We start from the raw sequence: 17,109 nt of genomic DNA on the forward strand, positions 1-17,109 counted from the left end.
GCCATCACAAAACCTCCGGTGCCAGCGAGATGATCTTCATGAAGCGCTTGTCGCGCAGCTCACGGCCCACCGGGCCGAAGATGCGCGTGCCGCGCGGCTCGCCGTCGGGCTTGAGGATGACGGCCGCGTTCTCGTCGAAGCGGATGTACGAGCCGTCCGGGCGGCGCTTCTGCTTGGTCGTGCGCACGACGACGGCCTTGACGACCTCGCCCTTCTTGGCCGAGCCGCCCGGGATCGCGTCCTTGACGGTGGCCACGATGATGTCACCGATACCGGCGTAGCGCCGGCCGGATCCGCCGAGCACCCGGATGCACAGCAACTCCTTGGCGCCGGTGTTGTCGGCGACCCGGAGTCGTGATTCCTGCTGGATCATGGTTACTTCGCCTTCTCGAGGACCTTCACGACCCGCCACCGCTTGGTGGCAGAGGTCGGACGGGTCTCCATGAGCTCGACGCGGTCACCCACGCCGCACTCGTTGTTCTCGTCGTGCGCCTTCAGCCGGCTCGTACGCCGCACGACCTTGCCGTACAGCGGGTGCTTGAACCGGTCCTCGACGGCGACCACGACGGTCTTGTCCATCTTGTCGCTGACAACCAGGCCCTGGAGGACCTTGCGGAACCCGCGCGGCTGCACCGTCTCTTCGGGGGCGACTTGCTCACTCATGCCACGACCTCGTCATTCGTAATGCCCAACTCGCGCTCACGCATGACCGTGTAGACGCGAGCAATGTCCTTCTTGACCGCACGCAGGCGGCCGTGGTTCTCCAACTGGCCGGTGGCGGACGGTCAGGGGACGGTCCGGGTAGATGTTGATCCAGACCTGTCCGCCACGCTTGATGTGACGGGTCATGGCGATACGAGCGGCCTCGATCTGGCGGTTCGTCACGTACGCGGGTTCCACGGCCTGCAGGCCCCAGTCGCCGAACGCCACCTTGGTGCCACCCTTGGCCATCCCGCTGCGCTTGGGGTGGTGCTGCTTGCGGTGCTTCACTCTGCGGGGGATCAACATGCTCAGGCCTCCGTCGCAGCCGGCGGTGCCGCGGGAGCCTCGGTCACCGGGGCCTCGCGCTCGGCATTGCGGGAACCACGGTCACCACGGTCACCACGGTCGCGGCCACCACGGCCTTCGCGGTCACGGCGACCACGGCCCGGCGACCCGGAGCGTTGCAGACGGGCCTGCCGCTGCTGCTCACGCTCGGTCCGGTCCGTGGAGACCTCGCCGTGGTAGATCCAGACCTTGACGCCGATCCGGCCAAAGGTGGTCCGGGCCTCGTAGAAGCCGAAGTCGATGTCCGCACGCAGTGTGTGCAGCGGCACCCGGCCCTCGCGGTAGAACTCCGTGCGGCTCATCTCCGCGCCACCGAGGCGGCCGGAGACCTGCACCCGGATGCCCAGTGCGCCGGCCCGCTGCGCGGACTGCATGCCCTTACGCATAGCGCGACGGAACGCCACGCGGCTGGACAACTGCTCGGCGATGCCCTGGGCCACCAGCTGGGCGTCGACCTCGGGGTTCTTCACCTCGAGGATGTTCAACTGCACCTGCTTGCCGGTGAGCCGCTCGAGTTCGCTGCGCAGACGCTCGGCCTCGGCGCCCTTGCGGCCGATGACGATGCCGGGCCGGGCGGTGTGGATGTAGATGATCACGCGGTCACGAGTGCGCTCGATCTCGACCTTGGAGATGCCTGCACGCTCCATGCCCTCGGACAGCAGCCGCCGGATCTTCACATCCTCGGCCACGTAGTCCGCGTAACGCTGACCGGGTTTCGTGCTGTCGGTGAACCAGCGGGTCACGTATTCACTGGTGATCCCAAGCCGGAACCCGTGCGGGTGTATCTTCTGACCCACGTGGCTCACCCCTTCCCTTCAGTTGCCATCGCCGAACGCGATGCGACGACGACGGTGATGTGACTTGTGCGCTTGCGGATGCGGTTGGCCGATCCGCGCGCCCGCGGGCGGAAGCGCTTCATGGTCGGCCCCTCATCGACGTACACCTCGGACACGAACAGGTCGTTCGGATCGAGGCTGTGGTTGTTGGCGGCGTTGGCGATGGCGCTGTCCAGCACCTTGCCCACCGGCTCGCTGGCGGCCTGCGGAGCAAATCGCAGAATCGCCTGCGCCTCGGCGGCCGGCAGACCCCGGATGAGGTCGACAACCCGACGCGCCTTCATGGGCGTGACGCGCACATAGCGTGCACAGGCCCTGGCTTCCATCGCTATCCCTGCCTTCTGCTTCGTTCTCGTGTCTTCGATCAGCGGCCGCGCTTGGCCTTGCGGTCATCCCTGACGTGACCCTTGAAGGTGCGCGTCGGGGCGAACTCGCCGAGCTTGTGGCCGACCATGTTCTCGGTGACGAACACCGGGATGTGCTTGCGGCCGTCGTGCACCGCGAGTGTGTGACCCAGCATGGCCGGGACGATCATGGACCGGCGCGACCAGGTCTTGATGACCGCTTTGCTGCCCTTGTCGTTCTGCGCCTCGACCTTCTTCATGAGGTGCGTGTCGACGAAGGGACCCTTCTTCAGACTGCGTGGCATCGTATTTCCCTCTAGCGCTTCTTGCCGGACTTACGGCGGCGGACGATGAACTTGTCGCTCGGCTTCTTCTTCGAGCGGGTACGGCCTTCGGCCTTACCCTTCGGGTTGACCGGGTGACGTCCACCGGAGGTCTTACCCTCACCACCACCGTGCGGGTGGTCGACCGGGTTCATAGCTACACCGCGCACCGTCGGGCGCTTGCCCTTCCAGCGGCTACGGCCGGCCTTGCCCCAGTTGATGTTGGACTGCTCGGCGTTGCCGACCTCGCCGATCGTGGCGCGGCAGCGCAGATCGACGTTGCGGATCTCGCCGGACGGCATGCGCAGCTGCGCGTACGGCCCGTCCTTGGCGACCAGCTGGACACTCGCGCCGGCCGAGCGGGCGATCTTCGCACCACCGCCCGGTCGCAGTTCCACCGCGTGCACCACCGTACCGGTGGGGATGTAGCGCAGCGGCAAGTTGTTGCCCGGCTTGATGTCGGCGCCATGGCCGGTCTCGACGCGGTCGCCCTGCTTCAGGTTGTGCGGCGCCAGGATGTAGCGCTTCTCGCCGTCGGCGTAGTGCAGCAGCGCGATGCGGCTGGTGCGGTTCGGGTCGTACTCGATGTGCGCGACCTTGGCCGGCACGCCGTCCTTGTCGTAGCGGCGGAAGTCGATGATCCGGTAGGCGCGCTTGTGGCCGCCGCCCTGGTGACGGGTGGTGATACGCCCGGAGTTGTTCCGCCCACCCTTCTGGGGCAGCGGCTTGGTCAGCGACTTCTCCGGCTGCGAGCGCGTCACTTCGACGAAGTCAGCCACGCTGGAACCACGGCGCGCCGGTGTCGTCGGCTTGTACTTACGGATTCCCATGTCGTATCCCTCAGCTCACCGGTCCGCCGAAGATGTCGATGCGATCGCCCTGGGCAACCGTCACGACGGCACGCTTCGAGGCAGCGCGGTGGCCGAAGCCACTGCGGGAATCTTGATCTCGGTCTTGTTCGCGTCCGGACGCACCAGGAAGGTGTACTTGTTCTCGTCGAGCAGGCCATAGGCCTTCTCCGAGATCACCGGTCCCAGCAGGACGTCGCGGTGGTCTGCGATCCTCATGCGGACTCCTCTTCAGTCTGCGCGGCCTCGGCCTCGGTCGAGGTGGCGGTCGCCTTGCCCGAGCCGCCCTTGCGGGGCCCGGTCAGGAACTGCTCCAGTGCGGCCTGGGTGAACACCACGTCGTCGTTGATGAGCACGTCGTAGGTGTTCAACTGGTCGGGGGCCAGCAGGTGCACCTCGGGCACGTTGCGCAACGACAACCAGGTCAGGTCATCGCCACGCTCGGCGACCAGGAGCACAGCGGCGGCCTCGGTGACCGCCCGCAGGGACGTCAGCGCTGCCTTCGTCGAAGGCGTGTCGCCGTCGACCAGGCAGGTCACCACGTGCACGCGATCGGCACGCGCCCGGTCCGACAGTGCCCCGCGCAGCGCGGCGGCCTTCATCTTCTTGGGCGTCTTCTGCGCGTAGGACCGCGGCTGCGGACCGTGCACCACGCCACCACCGGCGAACTGCGGCGCACGCACCGAGCCCTGCCGGGCACGACCGGTGCCCTTCTGGCGGTACGGCTTGCGCCCGCCGCCTGCGACCTCTGCGCGGGTCTTGGTCTTGTGCGTTCCCTGCCGCGCCGCGGCCAACTGGGCCACGACCACCTGGTGGATCAACGGCACGTTGGTCTGCACGTTGAACACCTCGGCGGGCAACTCCACGCTGCCGGCGGCGTCGCCGGAAGGGTTCTTGATCTCGATCGTCGTCATGCTCATGCGCCCTTCGCCGCGTCGCGGATGAACACCAGCGCGCCCTTGGGCCCGGGCACCGCACCCTTTATGAGGATGAGGTTGCGCTCGGCGTCCACGGAGTGGATCGTCAGGCCCGGGGTCGTGACGCGGTCGGACCCCATACGTCCGGCCATGCGCAGCCCCTTGAAGACCCGGCCCGGGGTGGCACAGCCACCGATGGACCCCGGCGAGCGGTGCTTGCGCTGCACGCCGTGCGAAGCGCGCAGCCCCGCGAACCCGTGCCGCTTCATGACACCGGCGTAGCCCTTGCCCTTGCTGGTCCCGGTCACGTCGACCACCTGACCGGCCTCGAACACGTCGGCGTTCAATTCCTGCCCGAGCGTGTACTCCGAGGCGTCTTCGGTGCGCAGTTCGACCACGTGCCGGCGCGGAGTCACCCCCGCCTTGGCGAAGTGGCCGCCGTCGGGCTTGTTCACCCGGCGAGGATCCACGGCGCCGAACGCCAGTTGGACGGCCGAGTAGCCGTCTGTCGCCGGAGTGCGGACCTGTGTGACCACGTTCGGTCCGGCCTCGATGACGGTCACCGGAACGATCCGGTTGTTCTCATCCCATACCTGGGTCATGCCGAGCTTGGCGCCCAGCAGCCCTTTGCGAGTTGTCGTCTTCATCAGTGGCGTCCTACAGCTTGATCTCGATCTCGACGCCCGCCGGGAGGTCGAGTTTCATCAGCGAGTCCACGGTCTTCGGGGTCGGGTCGAGGATGTCGATCAGTCGTTTGTGCGTGCGCATCTCGAAGTGCTCGCGGCTGTCCTTGTACTTGTGCGGCGAACGGATGACGCAGTACACGTTCTTCTCCGTCGGCAGCGGCACAGGACCGGCGACCTTGGCACCGGTGCGCGAAACGGTGTCCACGATGGTCTTCGCCCACTTGTCGATCACCTCGTGGTCGTAGGCCTTGAGCCTGATGCGGATCTTCTGTCCCGCCATGGCGCTGGTTTCCTCTTCTTCTCGCCGCTGTCGTTCTTAGGGGTTCTGGCCGGGGGGCGCGGGTTCTCCGCACCCCCCGGACGCAGCTAGTGCTGTACTACTTCGTGATCTTGGTGACCCGGCCGGCGCCGACGGTACGGCCACCCTCCCGGATCGCGAACCGCAGACCGTCCTCCATGGCGATCGGCTGGATCAGCTGCACCGACATCTCGGTGTTGTCACCGGGCATCACCATCTCGGTGCCCTCGGGCAGCGTCACCACACCGGTCACATCGGTGGTGCGGAAGTAGAACTGCGGACGGTAGTTGTTGAAGAACGGCGTGTGCCGGCCGCCTTCGTCCTTGCTCAGGATGTAGACCTGGGCTTCGAACTCTGTGTGCGGGGTCACGGACCCGGGCTTGCACACGACCATGCCGCGCTCGACGTCCTCGCGCTTGGTGCCACGCAGCAGCAGGCCGACGTTCTCGCCGGCCTGGCCCTCGTCGAGCAGCTTGCGGAACATCTCGACGCCGGTCACGGTGGTCTTCTGCGAGTCGTCACGGATGCCGATCATCTCGACCTCCTCGTTGACCTTCACGATGCCCCGCTCGATGCGACCGGTGACGACCGTGCCGCGACCGGTGATCGTGAAGACGTCCTCCACGGGCATGAGGAACGGCTTGTCGATCTCGCGCTCAGGGGTCGGGATGAACTCGTCGACCGCGTTCATGAGCTCGAGGATCGACTCGCCCCACTTCTCGTCGCCGTTCAGCGCCGGAGCCGCGGCAACCTGCACCACGGGGGTGTCGTCGCCGGGGAACTCGTAGATGTCCAGCAGTTCCCGGACCTCCATCTCGACGAGCTCGAGGATCTCCTCGTCGTCGACCATGTCGCACTTGTTCAGGGCCACCACGATGCTCGGCACGCCGACCTGGCGGGCGAGCAGCACGTGCTCCTTGGTCTGCGGCATGGGACCGTCGGTCGCTGCCACCACCAGGATCGCGCCGTCCATCTGGGCGGCACCGGTGATCATGTTCTTGATGTAGTCGGCGTGACCCGGGCAGTCCACGTGGGCGTAGTGCCGGGCCTCGGTCTGGTACTCGACGTGCGCGATCGAAATCGTAATACCACGCTGACGCTCCTCAGGGGCCTTGTCGATCATGTCGAAAGGCGTGAAGGGGTTCAGGTCGGGGTACTTGTCGTGCAGCACCTTGGTGATCGCCGCGGTCAGCGTCGTCTTCCCGTGGTCAATGTGACCGATGGTGCCGATGTTGACGTGGGGCTTCGTCCGCTCGAACTTCGCCTTCGCCACTGCGGTCCTCCTCTTTGTTCCTGGACTGACGGCCTGCTCCCGGGGCGGGTCTCGGCCTTTGACTTCTGTTGTTTCCGGGTGTCTCCAACTGCGAGACGTGACGTCAGGGACTACTCCCCGCGCGCCTTGGCAATGATCTCCTCCGCCACGTTGTTCGGAACCTGGGCGTAGGAGTCGAACTGCATGCTGTAACTCGCGCGCCCCTGGGTCTTGCTCCGGAGATCTCCGACGTAGCCGAACATCTCCGACAGGGGTACGAGAGCCTTGACCACGCGGGCGCCCATGCGCTCCTCCATGGCCTGGATGTGGCCGCGGCGGGAGTTGAGGTCACCGATCACCTCACCCATGAAGTCGTCCGGAGTCGTGACCTCGACGGCCATCATCGGCTCCAGCAACACGGGCTTGGCCCGGCGGGCGGCCTCCTTGAAAGCCATCGACCCGGCGATCTTGAACGCCAATTCCGAGGAGTCGACGTCGTGGTACGCACCGTCGATCAGCGTCACCTTCAGGTCGACCATCGGGTATCCGGCGAGCACGCCGGTCTCCATGGCCTCGCGGCAGCCGTGGTCCACACTCGGGATGTACTCGCGCGGGATGCGGCCACCGGTGATCTTGTTGACGAACTCGTAACCGTTCTCCAGCTTGTCCTCGGACTCCGAATCGGCGTTCGGCTCGATCGCGATGATCACTCGGCCGAACTGCCCGGATCCACCGGTCTGCTTCTTGTGGGTGTACTCCACCTTCGCGACCGGCAGAGTGATGGTCTCGCGGTAGGCCACCTGCGGCTTGCCGACGGTCGCCTCGACGTTGAACTCACGGAGCATTCGGTCGACGATGACCTCGAGGTGCAACTCGCCCATGCCGGCGATGATCGTCTGAGCGGTCTCCTCGTCGGTGTGGACGCGGAACGTCGGGTCCTCGTCGGCCAGCCGCTGGATGGCGGTGGCGAGCTTGTCCTGGTCGCCCTTCGTCTTGGGCTCGATCGCGACCTCGATCACCGGGGCCGGGAACGTCATCGACTCCAGCACGATCGGGTTCGCCGAGTCGCACAGGGTCTCACCGGTGGTGGTGTCCTTCAGACCCATCACGGCGACGATCTCGCCGGCGCCGACCGACGCGATCTCCTCGCGCTTGTTGGCGTGCATCCGGTAGATCTTGCCGATGCGCTCCTTGCGGTCCTTCACGCTGTTGAGCACCTGGGTGCCGGCGTTGAGGACACCGGAGTAGATCCGGATGTAGGTCAACTTGCCCAGGTGCGGGTCCGCGGCGATCTTGAAGGCCAGCGCTGAAAAGGGTTCGTCGTCGCTGGGCTTGCGCTCGAGCTCCACGGCCTCGTCGCCGGGCTTGTACCCGGTGACCGCGTGCACGTCGAGCGGGGTCGGCAGGTAGGCGACCACTGCGTCAAGCATGGGCTGCACGCCCTTGTTCTTGAACGCCGACCCGGTGAGGACGGGGGTCAGGGTGCCACCGATGGTTGCCCGGCGGATGCCTGCCTGCAACTGCTCCTCGGTGGGGTGTTCGCCCTCGAGGTACATGTGCATGATTTCGTCGTCACCCTCGGCGAGGGTCTCGATCAGCTTCTCGCGCCATTCCGCAGCCGTCTCGACCATGTCCGCGGGAATGTCCTCGAGGACGTAGTCCTCGCCCATCTGGGTCTCGCCGCGCCACATCATGGCCTTCATGCGGATGAGGTCGATGAGACCGATGAAGTCGGACTCCGCACCGATCGGGAGTTGCAGCACCAGCGGCGTGGCACCGAGCCGGGACACGATCGTGTCGACGCAGAAGAAGAAGTCGGCACCGGTCCGGTCGAGCTTGTTGACGAAGCAGATCCGCGGGACGGCGTACTTGTCGGCCTGCCGCCACACCGTCTCCGACTGGGGCTCCACACCGGCGACGCCGTCGAACACCGCCACCGCACCGTCGAGCACGCGCAGCGAACGCTCCACCTCGACCGTGAAGTCCACGTGGCCGGGCGTGTCGATGATGTTGATCTGCGTGCCCTTCCACTCACAGGTGGTGGCCGCCGAAGTGATGGTGATGCCACGTTCCTGCTCCTGCTCCATCCAGTCCATCGTGGCTGCGCCATCGTGAACCTCACCGATCTTGTAGTTGATACCGGTGTAGAAGAGGATGCGTTCGGTCGTGGTCGTCTTGCCGGCATCGATGTGGGCCATGATGCCGATGTTGCGGACGTCGCTGAGATCTGCCATGTCGTTCGCCCCTACCACCGGTAGTGCGCGAACGCCTTGTTGGCCTCGGCCATCTTGTGCGTGTCCTCGCGCTTCTTGACGCTGGCGCCGAGACCGTTGCTGGCGTCGAGCAGCTCATTGGTGAGGCGTTCGGTCATCGTGCGCTCGCGGCGCTGACGGGCATAGGTCACCAGCCAGCGCAGGGCCAGGGTGTTGCTGCGGCCGGAACGGACCTCGACCGGCACCTGGTAGGTGGCGCCACCGACGCGGCGGCTGCGGACCTCAAGGGTCGGGCGGATGTTGTCCAGGGCGCGCTTGAGCGTGACCAGCGGGTCCTGACCGGACTTCTCACGACAGCCCTCCAGGGCGCCGTAGACGATCGACTCGGCGGTGCTCTTCTTGCCGTCCAGCAGAACCTTGTTCACCAGTTGGGTGACCAGCGGCGATTCGTACACCGGGTCAACAACCACCGGGCGCTTGGAAGCGGGTCCCTTGCGTGGCATCAGCCCTTCTCCTTCTTCGCGCCGTACCGGCTGCGAGCCTGCTTGCGGTTCTTCACACCCTGGGTGTCCAGCGCGCCCCGCACGACCTTGTAGCGCACACCGGGAAGGTCCTTCACACGGCCGCCACGCACGAGCACGATCGAGTGCTCCTGCAGGTTGTGACCGACGCCGGGGATGTACGCCGTGACCTCGATCTGGCTGGTCAGACGCACACGGGCCACCTTGCGCAGCGCCGAGTTCGGCTTCTTCGGGGTGGTGGTATACACACGAGTGCACACCCCACGGCGCTGCGGGCTGCCCTTGAGCGCCGGGGTCTTGTTCTTGGCGACCTTGTCCTGCCGGCCCTTACGGACCAGCTGCTGGATCGTGGGCACTACGTCTCCGCTCTTTCGATCGGTGGTCGGTGTGGCACCGGGTGGCGCCGTGTCCGATTCGTCCGGTTCGTCCGACCCCCGCGGTCGGGCGTGTCGCGCTCTTGCGCACCATGCACGACCGTTTGTTGGGTCGGGGTCAGTACCTCGTGCTCATGGCACAAGCCAACCCGCCAGCCCCGGGGGCCTGCGTCGGTTGGCTCATAGTGACTGACTGATGCATCCGGACGTCCCAGACACACTCCATTAAGGTACCCCATGGCTTTCCGGCAGGTCAAAGGGGGTTGCACGCCAATACGTGACGCGGGAGGTGATGTTCGCTACGCTGCCCGCCTTGCCCGGCCTGCCCTACCGTCACACTCCCCGCAGCCCCGCTCGGGTGCGGCACTGCGTCAGTGCGCGCGCCGCCGTCAGTCCGGCGGCCAGGCCCACCAGACTGACCCTATGGCAGAGCAGTGGGACGCCAGCGCGTCCGACGTGGTGCTGTACGCCATCGCCATGGCGCTGGTCGCGACTTTGCTGTGGGTCTCGTACCGCACCATGCAGCACCCCCGGCTCCCAGTGATCCGCCGGACGGACCGGCCCCCGCTGGTGACCGTCGCGGGAACGCTGCGATACCTCATCACCACACCCTTGCTAGTGGGGTTCTGGATGGCCGTTCTCATCACGCTGCTGTCCGCCGCGGCGAAGGACCGCAGCGGTGTGCAGGTCGTGGTCGCTACGTCCGCGGTCATCGGCGGCGCCCGGCTGCTTGCACATGTGAAGCAGGAACTCGCTCACGAACTGGCCAAGGCCGTACCGATCACGATCCTGAGCTTCATCATCATCGGGGGCGGGCTGGCCGGCATCGACCCGTTCATCCGTTCCTTCGAACAGATACCGCCGGACCTCGTCGACTCCTACTGGCTGGGCCTGATCCTGTGGGACGTGTTCCTCACCGCGGTGTGGCTGCTGGGCTTGCATGTCTCCTGGCGGCGACAGCACCAGCGCGAAATGGCGGGCGGCCCGGTTGACGCACCCGCGGTCCGCCTCGTGCGCCGCCTGCGCGGGATCGGCTACCGCGATCCGTCAGCCTAGTTAAGGCTCATCAACGCACCGAAGTCCGACGTCTCGGTCGGAACGGTGGTGGAGAAAGCACCGACGATCAGCGCAACGATGAAGAAGCCGAAGAACAGGATGCTCAGCGCGATGTTGATCCAGGCGATGATCTTCGCGGCCGTGACCATTCCTGAACCTTCGAGCATGCCCTGCGAGGCCGTGATCGACTTCGACGCCTTGCTGGCGAACACGAGCGCGACCACGGCCAGAACCAGCGGGCACACAGCCCAGGACAGGATCGCCAGCACCAACGCGACGATGGCGTCCGACGAGGTCTGGCGCGGCTGCGGAGCGCCGTAGCCGTAGCCGGCGGGCGGCGGGGCGGAGGTGGTTGGCTCACCCTTCCAGCCTAGCCACGAGGGGACGCGTACGCGGCCCGCGAGCAGCGACATGTCGGACCGGATTGGCGGCTGGGTCGTTCACCCGTGCCGCTGGTGCGCGACCCAGTGCAAGGCGATGCCGGCGGCGACCGAGGCGTTCAGCGATTCGGTGGCCGCAGTCATCGGGATGGACACCAGCAGGTCGCAGTGCTTGGCCACCAATGGGCCCAGGCCCCGGCCCTCGGCGCCGACCACCACGGCCACGGGACCGTCGGCCAGCCGGGACAGTTCCTCGAGGCCGTGGGGGGAGTCGGCTTCCAGTCCGACACAGAACGCCCCCCGCTCCTGCAACCTCTGCAGCGTCTGGGACACGTTGCCGATCCGGCACACGGGCAGCCGCGCCAGCGCCCCCGCCGAGGTGCGCCACGCGGCGGGGGTCACCGGAGCGCTGCGGCGTTGCGGCAGCAGCACGGCGGTCGCGCCGAAGGCCGCGGCGGAGCGTGCGATGGCACCGAGGTTGCGGGGGTCGGTGACCTGGTCCAGCACGACCCACAGCGGGTCAGGGGTGTCCAGCAGCGTGTCCAACTCGGTGTAGACGAACGGCTCCGCCTGCAGCACGAGTCCCTGATGGACCACATCGGGGGCCAACGCGTCGATCTCGTGCCTGGGCACCTCGTCGACCGGCAGGCCCAGCCCGGCGGCCAACGTCACCGCCTCATGCACGCGGTCGTCGAGCTCGATCTTCTGCTGCACCACCAGTCGAGTCGCCGGGGTCTTGGCACGCAGGGCCTCGACCACCGGATTCCGTCCGACCACGAGGTCGGCGCTCTCGGCCGACCTCGTCGGCTTCTTGCCCGCCTCCCGCCGGCCGGCGGCTTTGGCGCGTCGCGCGGCCGGATGGCCCGGCCGGTCCTTCGCGGCTGGGGTGGGGCCCTTACCCTCCAGCCCCTTGCGGCGCTGACCGCCGGACCCGACCGTGGCTCCCTTCTTCGATCCCGTGGTGCGGCGCGCCCCACGGCGCTGCGAGTTACCCGACATGGGACACCAACGTCCATGCGGAACCGTCAGGACGGTCCTCGATGACAACCCCGGCGGCCGCCAGCCGGTCCCGGATGGCATCGGCCTGCGCCCAGTCCGTCTCCGCACGTGCTTGCTGTCGGGCCGTCAACAACTCGGCCACCAGCGCGGCCAGCGCGTCGGCGGCCGGCTCGGTCCCGGCATCCCCGGACGTCCAGGGTTCCTGAAGGGGGTTGATGCCCAGCACCGAGGTCATGGCGCTCACATGCCGCCACGCCTGCCGGGCTGTCTGGTCATCGCCACGTTCGAGTGCGGCGTTGCCGGCCCGTACGGTGTCGAAGATGACGGCGACCGCGGCCGGCGTGGCGAGGTCGTCGTCCATCGCTGTGACGAAATCCGGCGGGCAGTGGTGCGCCGTCGCGTCCGGCAGCGGCTCGTCGGCGACCCGCGCGAGGAAGGCCGCCACCCGGCGGAACCCCACCGCCGCCTCGGTGATGGCCTCGTAGGAGAACTCCACCATCGACCGGTAGTGGGCCGCCACCATGTAGTAGCGAAGTTCGACCGGCCGCACGTGTTTGAGGACCTCCTCGACGGCCAGGGCGTTGCCCAACGACTTGCCCATCTTCTCGCCGGCGGCAGTGACCCAGGAATTGTGCATCCAGTAGCGGGCGAACCTGTCACCGGCAGCCCGCGACTGCGCCTGCTCGTTCTCGTGGTGAGGGAATACCAGGTCGATGCCCCCGCCGTGGATGTCGAACTGCTCCCCCAGGTAGTAGGTGGCCATGGCCGAGCATTCGATGTGCCATCCGGGTCGTCCGGGTCCCCACGGTGAGTCCCAGGCGGGCTCACCGGGCTTGGCGCCCTTCCACAGGGCGAAGTCGCGCGGATCGCGCTTGCGGGAGCCGTCGGAGTCCGCGGCCGCCTGCAGATCCTCCACACGTTGCCCGGACAGTTCCCCGTACCGGGGGTAGGACGCCACCGAGAAGTACACGTCACCGTCGACGGCATAGGCCACCTTTCGGTCGATGAGCCGCGAGATGAGCGCCTGCATCTGCGGCACGTGCCCGGTTGCGCGCGGCTCGACCGTCGGCGGCCAGCAGCCCAGCGACTCGTAGGCGCGCGTGAACACCCGCTCGTAGTGCTGCGCGAGCGCCCACCACGCACGGCCCTCCTCGGCGGCCTTCAGCAGGATCTTGTCGTCGATGTCGGTGACGTTGCGAGCCAGCGTCACGTCGTACCCCGAGGCTGTGAGCCAGCGGGTGAGGACGTCGAACACCACACCCGGGCGCAGATGCCCCACGTGCGGGGCCGCCTGGACAGTCGCACCGCAGTAGTAGATCGACACCCGGCCTTCGTGCAAGGGCGTGAACTCACGCACAGTCCGGGTACCGGTGTCGTAGAGGTGCAGGGTCACTGCTCAAGGGTATCGACTGCACCCACCAGTGCCGTGGCGATCGCCGCCAGGCCCTCCCCCCGACCGGTCAGGCCGAGGCCATCAGTGGTCGTGGCGGACAGGTGCACGGGACAACCGGCGGCGGCGGACAGGGCTTCCTGCGCCTCTTGCCGGCGCGGGCCGAGCCGGGGGCGCAGCCCGATGAGTTGCACCCCGATGTTGACCGGTGCCAGGCCGCTGTCACGTACGTGTCCGGCCACCTCGGCCAGGATCGCCAGCCCGGACGCCCCCCGCCACTGCGGCCGGTCCGTACCGATGAGCCCGCCGAGGTCGCCAAGTCCGGCGGCGTTGAGCAATGCGTCGGCGCAAGCGTGCGCCACGACGTCGCCGTCGGAGTGCCCCGCCAGGCCGGGCTCATCCGGCCAATGCAGGCCGGCCACCCAGCAGGCGGCCGCGGGGTCGAATGCATGCACGTCGGTGCCGATGCCCACCATCACCATCGTCAGGACTCCTCCAGCATGCCCGCCGCCACAGCCAGATCGAAGGACGTCGTGACCTTCATCGCGCGCGGCGATCCGGCGACGACGTGCACCGGGACCCCCAATTGCTCGACGAGCATGGCATCGTCGGTCACCTCGCCGCTGCGCGCATCATGTGCTTGGCTCAGGACCCCGGTCCGGAAACCCTGGGGGGTCTGCACCGCCACCAACTCATCCCGGGCCGGCGTGCCGACCACGATCCCATCGCGTACGCGCTTGATGGTGTCCGCCACCGGCATCACCGGGATCACCGCCGTCACCTCGTCGAGTGCGTCGAGGACCCGGTCGAAGACCTCCACCGGGGTCAGTGGCCGGGCGGCATCGTGCACCAGCACGTCGCGGGTCGGGGGGTCGACGGCTGCCAAGCCAGCGCGCACCGAGCCGTCCCGGGTCGCAGCGCCGGCGACGACGTCCGCACGCGTGGCCCCCACCGCGACCCGCACCTGCTCCTCCAAGCCGGCCGGCGCCACCACGACCACCTGGGAGATCCGGGGGATGGTTCGGGCCACCTCCAGGCACCTGTCCAGCAGGCTACGCCCGGCCAGGTCGACCAATGCCTTCGGCACTGGTGCCCCGAGGCGTTCCCCCCGGCCGGCCGCGACGATGATCAGCGCGGTCATGGCGCCAGCCGGGCGAACACCAGTCGGCCGTGGCTGGTGGTGGTCACCGAGGTGATGTGCACGTCCAACGTGTCGCCGATGCGATGATCAGCGCGCTGCACCACGACCATCGTGCCGTCCGGCAGGTGCCCCACTGCCTGCCCCGGCTCCTTGCCTGCCCGGGCGAGGTGCACCTCCACGACGTCGCCGGACGTCACCGGAGCGGCCATCGCCTTGGCTAGCGCATGCAGATTGAGCACCGACACCCCGGCCAACCCCGCGGCATCCGCCAAGTGCTGGTCGAGGGTCAACAGTGCCACTTTGCGGCGCAGGCAGATCTGCACGAGTTTCGCGTCCACCTCGGTCACGCCGACGGGATCGTCGCCGATCACCTCGAGCGGCAGCACGGCCTTCACCTGGGTCAGGACGTCCAGGCCACGGCGTCCGCGCGCCCGGCGGCCCTCCTCCGCGCTGTCGGCCAGGCCCTGCAACTCGTCGACGACCGCCTGCGGGACAAGCAGTGTGCCGGTGAGGAAACCACTGCGGGCCACGGCCAGGATCCGCCCGTCGATCGCCACCGACGTGTCCACGACCTTAGGCCCCCACCCGGGTCCCTGGCCGGGGGCGGAGTTCTGACCAAACTGCCCGGGCAGGGACGGCCCGCGGGTACGGGCGATGCGGAACCCGGCCATCCCACCGACCACCACCAGGAATGCGAACAGCGGGGCGATGACCACGGCAGGGCCGAGCAGGAACAGCGGCCACAGGACGAGAGTGAGCCCCAGCATCCCGATCAGGGCTCCGCTGGCGCCGGCCACGACCTGGTCCGGCGGAATACTGGACAGCCGTTCCTCACCACGGTCGATCCCACGGATGATCCGGCGGCTGATCACCCCGCCGATGGAGAAGCCCAGGCCGGCACCCACGATGACACCGACTGCGGTGGCGTCGAACACTCCGAGCAATCTGTCCGGGTTGTTCCTGCTGGACTGCGGAGCCGATCTGGAATCCGAAGGCCACTCCGAAGACGACCAACAGGAGACGCAGGACTTCGGCCCCCACGTCGGGGACCCGCGAGATCCTGGGCACAGGCGCGGCTAGGAGGCGAGGACCTCGTCGAGGATGGTCTCAGCCTTGTCCTCGTTGGTCTTCTCGGCGAGGGCGAGTTCACTGACGAGGATCTGACGGGCGCGGGCCAACATGCGCTTCTCACCTGCCGACAGCCCGCGGTCCTGGTCGCGGCGCCACAGGTCGCGCACGACCTCAGCCACCTTGATCACGTCACCAGAGGCGAGCTTCTCGACGTTGGCCTTGTACCGCCTGGACCAGTTGGTGGGCTCCTCGGTGTAGGGCTGGCGGAGGACGGAGAAGACCTGCTCCAGACCCTCGGAGTTCACGACATCGCGGACCCCTACGAGGTCGACGTTGTCGGACGGCACGCGCACAACGAGGTCACCCTGATCGATGCGAAGAACCAAGTACTCGCGTTCCTCGCCTTTGATGACTCGTTGCTCGATGGACTCGATGCGTGCTGCGCCGTGATGCGGATAGACAACGGTGTCTCCGACGGAAAATGCCATAAGTGGAGGTGCCCCTTTCCGTGAAGTCCATCGTAACACGCCGTATTCGAGGCGTAAGCGGTCCGTAAAGCGCCGTCGGGCGACGACCCGCCGGTCGCCTTGGAACCCCACCGACTGCCCCGATAGAGTGCGCAACAGCATCATCGCCCGGGAGGAAACGCTCGTGTCCATCGCTGCCCGCCGTATCGCCGCTGTCGCGGCGGCGGCCCTCATGCTCCCGTCGCTGTCCGGCTGCTGGTCCGGTTTCGACGCGCAGACCTCTCAGCAGGCCAACCAGGCCGTCGGCAACGGCGCCAACCTCAGCACCGGGGACATCCAGATCCGCGGAGCCACGTGGGTGCGCAACAGCGTCAACCCTGCCGAGGCGACGCTGGTGGCCACGTTCATCAACGACGGCGAGGCCCCCGACCGGCTGGTGAAGGTCGAGGTGCAGCCCACCTCCCCCACCGGCATCACCGCAGGCGCACTTGAGATCGGGCCGATCGGTTCGGTGCGCACCGGTTACTGGAGCCCGGACTTCATCAACGTCTTCGCGCTACAGGCCTTCCCATCGACCTTCGTGCCGACGACGTTCACCTTCGAACGCGCAGGCACGGTCACCGGCGACATCATGACGGTGCCCAACACCGGGCAATACGCGGGTGTCGTGGTGTCCGTGAAGGACCAATTGAAGCTGCAGCGGTTCGTCGACAAGACCACCGACACCGGCACCACGACCGAGAAGGTCGCGAAGGCCAAGAAGAAGAAGGCCGCAGCCACGCAGGGCTGAGGGCCGGGTCAGACCTGGAAGAGGCGGTACCGGCCAATTCCTCGCGCTCCGTGGCATCCGGGGGAGTTTCCGGCATCCGGGAGCGAAACAACCCGGTTGCATTGCTCCCCGATGTACCGATCACTCCCGGGTACCGCCAGACCGCCCTCGGCGGCT

At 67.4% G+C, this 17,109-nt stretch carries 23 protein-coding genes and 1 pseudogene; 2 read left to right on the forward strand and 22 right to left on the reverse strand.

Annotated features, from left to right (window positions below; translation table 11 throughout):
- Nucleotides 1-4: 4 nt before the first annotated feature.
- The 15 genes and pseudogenes from rplN to IPG68_08125 form a co-directional block, all read right to left on the reverse strand.
- Nucleotides 5-373 carry a 50S ribosomal protein L14 gene (gene rplN / locus IPG68_08055; protein MBK6763223.1) on the reverse strand — a complete coding sequence of 123 codons (369 nt, stop codon included), beginning with the start codon at nt 371-373 and terminating at the stop codon, nt 5-7.
- Nucleotides 374-375: 2 nt separating this feature from the next.
- Nucleotides 376-663, reverse strand: coding sequence for a 30S ribosomal protein S17 (gene rpsQ / locus IPG68_08060; GenBank protein ID MBK6763224.1), 288 nt, complete (start codon nt 661-663; stop codon nt 376-378).
- 36 nt (nt 664-699) lie between these two features.
- Entirely contained in the window at nt 700-1,008 is a 309-nt protein-coding gene (rplP, locus tag IPG68_08065; GenBank protein MBK6763225.1) for a 50S ribosomal protein L16, read from the reverse strand.
- Between the two features lie 2 nt (nt 1,009-1,010).
- Nucleotides 1,011-1,844, reverse strand: coding sequence for a 30S ribosomal protein S3 (rpsC, locus tag IPG68_08070; protein ID MBK6763226.1), 834 nt, complete (start codon nt 1,842-1,844; stop codon nt 1,011-1,013).
- A gap of 5 nt (nt 1,845-1,849) precedes the next feature.
- Nucleotides 1,850-2,209, reverse strand: coding sequence for a 50S ribosomal protein L22 (gene rplV, locus IPG68_08075; GenBank protein MBK6763227.1), 360 nt, complete (start codon nt 2,207-2,209; stop codon nt 1,850-1,852).
- 38 nt (nt 2,210-2,247) lie between these two features.
- Nucleotides 2,248-2,532 (reverse strand): 30S ribosomal protein S19, encoded by a 285-nt coding sequence (gene rpsS, locus IPG68_08080; protein MBK6763228.1) that lies wholly within the window; start codon nt 2,530-2,532, stop codon nt 2,248-2,250.
- Between the two features lie 11 nt (nt 2,533-2,543).
- The gene (gene rplB / locus IPG68_08085) at nt 2,544-3,380 is read right to left on the reverse strand and encodes a 50S ribosomal protein L2 (GenBank protein ID MBK6763229.1); all 837 of its coding nucleotides are present in this window, start codon (nt 3,378-3,380) and stop codon (nt 2,544-2,546) included.
- A gap of 10 nt (nt 3,381-3,390) precedes the next feature.
- A pseudogene (locus IPG68_08090) lies at nt 3,391-3,617 on the reverse strand (50S ribosomal protein L23).
- Complete coding sequence (rplD, locus tag IPG68_08095; GenBank protein MBK6763230.1) at nt 3,614-4,312, reverse strand: 50S ribosomal protein L4; 699 nt, start codon at nt 4,310-4,312, stop codon at nt 3,614-3,616. The pseudogene IPG68_08090 and the gene rplD overlap by 4 nt, the downstream one beginning before the upstream one ends.
- A 2-nt stretch (nt 4,313-4,314) precedes the next feature.
- Nucleotides 4,315-4,962 carry a 50S ribosomal protein L3 gene (gene rplC, locus IPG68_08100; protein ID MBK6763231.1) on the reverse strand — a complete coding sequence of 216 codons (648 nt, stop codon included), beginning with the start codon at nt 4,960-4,962 and terminating at the stop codon, nt 4,315-4,317.
- A gap of 10 nt (nt 4,963-4,972) precedes the next feature.
- Nucleotides 4,973-5,281, reverse strand: a complete 309-nt coding sequence (gene rpsJ, locus IPG68_08105) for a 30S ribosomal protein S10 (protein ID MBK6763232.1) — start codon at nt 5,279-5,281, stop codon at nt 4,973-4,975.
- Between the two features lie 97 nt (nt 5,282-5,378).
- Nucleotides 5,379-6,572, reverse strand: coding sequence for an elongation factor Tu (tuf, locus tag IPG68_08110; GenBank protein ID MBK6763233.1), 1,194 nt, complete (start codon nt 6,570-6,572; stop codon nt 5,379-5,381).
- A gap of 110 nt (nt 6,573-6,682) precedes the next feature.
- The gene (fusA, locus tag IPG68_08115) at nt 6,683-8,785 is read right to left on the reverse strand and encodes an elongation factor G (protein ID MBK6763234.1); all 2,103 of its coding nucleotides are present in this window, start codon (nt 8,783-8,785) and stop codon (nt 6,683-6,685) included.
- Nucleotides 8,786-8,796: 11 nt separating this feature from the next.
- Nucleotides 8,797-9,267, reverse strand: a complete 471-nt coding sequence (gene rpsG / locus IPG68_08120; GenBank protein ID MBK6763235.1) for a 30S ribosomal protein S7 — start codon at nt 9,265-9,267, stop codon at nt 8,797-8,799.
- A complete protein-coding gene (locus IPG68_08125) occupies nt 9,267-9,641 on the reverse strand; it encodes a 30S ribosomal protein S12 (GenBank protein MBK6763236.1) in 375 nt (124 codons plus the stop codon). The genes rpsG and IPG68_08125 overlap by 1 nt, the downstream gene beginning before the upstream one ends.
- Before the next feature lie 441 nt (nt 9,642-10,082).
- Between IPG68_08125 and IPG68_08130 the strand changes: the two genes are divergently transcribed.
- A complete protein-coding gene (locus tag IPG68_08130; GenBank protein MBK6763237.1) occupies nt 10,083-10,715 on the forward strand; it encodes a hypothetical protein in 633 nt (210 codons plus the stop codon).
- On the opposite strand, the gene IPG68_08135 is transcribed toward IPG68_08130, so the two are convergent.
- The 7 genes from IPG68_08135 to IPG68_08165 all read right to left on the reverse strand — a co-directional run bounded on the left by IPG68_08135 (nt 10,712) and on the right by IPG68_08165 (nt 16,184).
- A complete protein-coding gene (locus tag IPG68_08135) occupies nt 10,712-11,128 on the reverse strand; it encodes a DUF4190 domain-containing protein (GenBank protein MBK6763238.1) in 417 nt (138 codons plus the stop codon). The genes IPG68_08130 and IPG68_08135 overlap by 4 nt on opposite strands.
- A gap of 27 nt (nt 11,129-11,155) precedes the next feature.
- A complete protein-coding gene (gene rlmB / locus IPG68_08140) occupies nt 11,156-12,094 on the reverse strand; it encodes a 23S rRNA (guanosine(2251)-2'-O)-methyltransferase RlmB (protein ID MBK6763239.1) in 939 nt (312 codons plus the stop codon).
- The gene (locus IPG68_08145) at nt 12,084-13,487 is read right to left on the reverse strand and encodes a cysteine--tRNA ligase (GenBank protein ID MBK6763240.1); all 1,404 of its coding nucleotides are present in this window, start codon (nt 13,485-13,487) and stop codon (nt 12,084-12,086) included. Before IPG68_08145 ends, rlmB begins: the two co-directional genes overlap by 11 nt.
- Nucleotides 13,484-13,966, reverse strand: coding sequence for a 2-C-methyl-D-erythritol 2,4-cyclodiphosphate synthase (locus tag IPG68_08150; protein ID MBK6763241.1), 483 nt, complete (start codon nt 13,964-13,966; stop codon nt 13,484-13,486). Before IPG68_08150 ends, IPG68_08145 begins: the two co-directional genes overlap by 4 nt.
- A 2-nt stretch (nt 13,967-13,968) precedes the next feature.
- Nucleotides 13,969-14,625, reverse strand: a complete 657-nt coding sequence (locus tag IPG68_08155; protein ID MBK6763242.1) for a 2-C-methyl-D-erythritol 4-phosphate cytidylyltransferase — start codon at nt 14,623-14,625, stop codon at nt 13,969-13,971.
- The gene (locus IPG68_08160; protein ID MBK6763243.1) at nt 14,622-15,560 is read right to left on the reverse strand and encodes a TRAM domain-containing protein; all 939 of its coding nucleotides are present in this window, start codon (nt 15,558-15,560) and stop codon (nt 14,622-14,624) included. Before IPG68_08160 ends, IPG68_08155 begins: the two co-directional genes overlap by 4 nt.
- Before the next feature lie 141 nt (nt 15,561-15,701).
- Nucleotides 15,702-16,184 (reverse strand): CarD family transcriptional regulator, encoded by a 483-nt coding sequence (locus IPG68_08165; GenBank protein ID MBK6763244.1) that lies wholly within the window; start codon nt 16,182-16,184, stop codon nt 15,702-15,704.
- A gap of 127 nt (nt 16,185-16,311) precedes the next feature.
- Here IPG68_08165 and IPG68_08170 point away from each other — a divergent pair, with 127 nt between their 5' ends.
- Nucleotides 16,312-16,953, forward strand: coding sequence for a hypothetical protein (locus IPG68_08170; GenBank protein ID MBK6763245.1), 642 nt, complete (start codon nt 16,312-16,314; stop codon nt 16,951-16,953).
- Nucleotides 16,954-17,109 lie beyond the last annotated feature (156 nt).

This window comes from Micrococcales bacterium (assembly GCA_016703125.1).
In the GTDB taxonomy this organism is placed as follows: Bacteria; Actinomycetota; Actinomycetes; order S36-B12; family UBA10799; genus JADKAV01.

Excerpts from the sequence above, each read along its gene's own strand:
- rplN (MBK6763223.1), bottom strand. The coding sequence starts at position 373 with ATGATCCAGCAGGAATCACGACTCCGGGTCGCCGACAACACCGGCGCC.
- rpsQ (MBK6763224.1), bottom strand. The coding sequence starts at position 663 with ATGAGTGAGCAAGTCGCCCCCGAAGAGACGGTGCAGCCGCGCGGGTTC.
- rplP (MBK6763225.1), bottom strand. The coding sequence starts at position 1,008 with ATGTTGATCCCCCGCAGAGTGAAGCACCGCAAGCAGCACCACCCCAAG.
- rplV (MBK6763227.1), bottom strand. The coding sequence starts at position 2,209 with ATGGAAGCCAGGGCCTGTGCACGCTATGTGCGCGTCACGCCCATGAAG.
- rpsS (MBK6763228.1), bottom strand. The coding sequence starts at position 2,532 with ATGCCACGCAGTCTGAAGAAGGGTCCCTTCGTCGACACGCACCTCATG.
- rplB (MBK6763229.1), bottom strand. The coding sequence starts at position 3,380 with ATGGGAATCCGTAAGTACAAGCCGACGACACCGGCGCGCCGTGGTTCC.
- rplD (MBK6763230.1), bottom strand. The coding sequence starts at position 4,312 with ATGACGACGATCGAGATCAAGAACCCTTCCGGCGACGCCGCCGGCAGC.
- rplC (MBK6763231.1), bottom strand. The coding sequence starts at position 4,962 with ATGAAGACGACAACTCGCAAAGGGCTGCTGGGCGCCAAGCTCGGCATG.
- rpsJ (MBK6763232.1), bottom strand. The coding sequence starts at position 5,281 with ATGGCGGGACAGAAGATCCGCATCAGGCTCAAGGCCTACGACCACGAG.
- fusA (MBK6763234.1), bottom strand. The coding sequence starts at position 8,785 with ATGGCAGATCTCAGCGACGTCCGCAACATCGGCATCATGGCCCACATC.
- rpsG (MBK6763235.1), bottom strand. The coding sequence starts at position 9,267 with ATGCCACGCAAGGGACCCGCTTCCAAGCGCCCGGTGGTTGTTGACCCG.
- IPG68_08130 (MBK6763237.1), top strand. The coding sequence starts at position 10,083 with ATGGCAGAGCAGTGGGACGCCAGCGCGTCCGACGTGGTGCTGTACGCC.
- IPG68_08135 (MBK6763238.1), bottom strand. The coding sequence starts at position 11,128 with ATGTCGCTGCTCGCGGGCCGCGTACGCGTCCCCTCGTGGCTAGGCTGG.
- rlmB (MBK6763239.1), bottom strand. The coding sequence starts at position 12,094 with ATGTCGGGTAACTCGCAGCGCCGTGGGGCGCGCCGCACCACGGGATCG.
- IPG68_08150 (MBK6763241.1), bottom strand. The coding sequence starts at position 13,966 with ATGGTGATGGTGGGCATCGGCACCGACGTGCATGCATTCGACCCCGCG.
- IPG68_08155 (MBK6763242.1), bottom strand. The coding sequence starts at position 14,625 with ATGACCGCGCTGATCATCGTCGCGGCCGGCCGGGGGGAACGCCTCGGG.
- IPG68_08165 (MBK6763244.1), bottom strand. The coding sequence starts at position 16,184 with ATGGCATTTTCCGTCGGAGACACCGTTGTCTATCCGCATCACGGCGCA.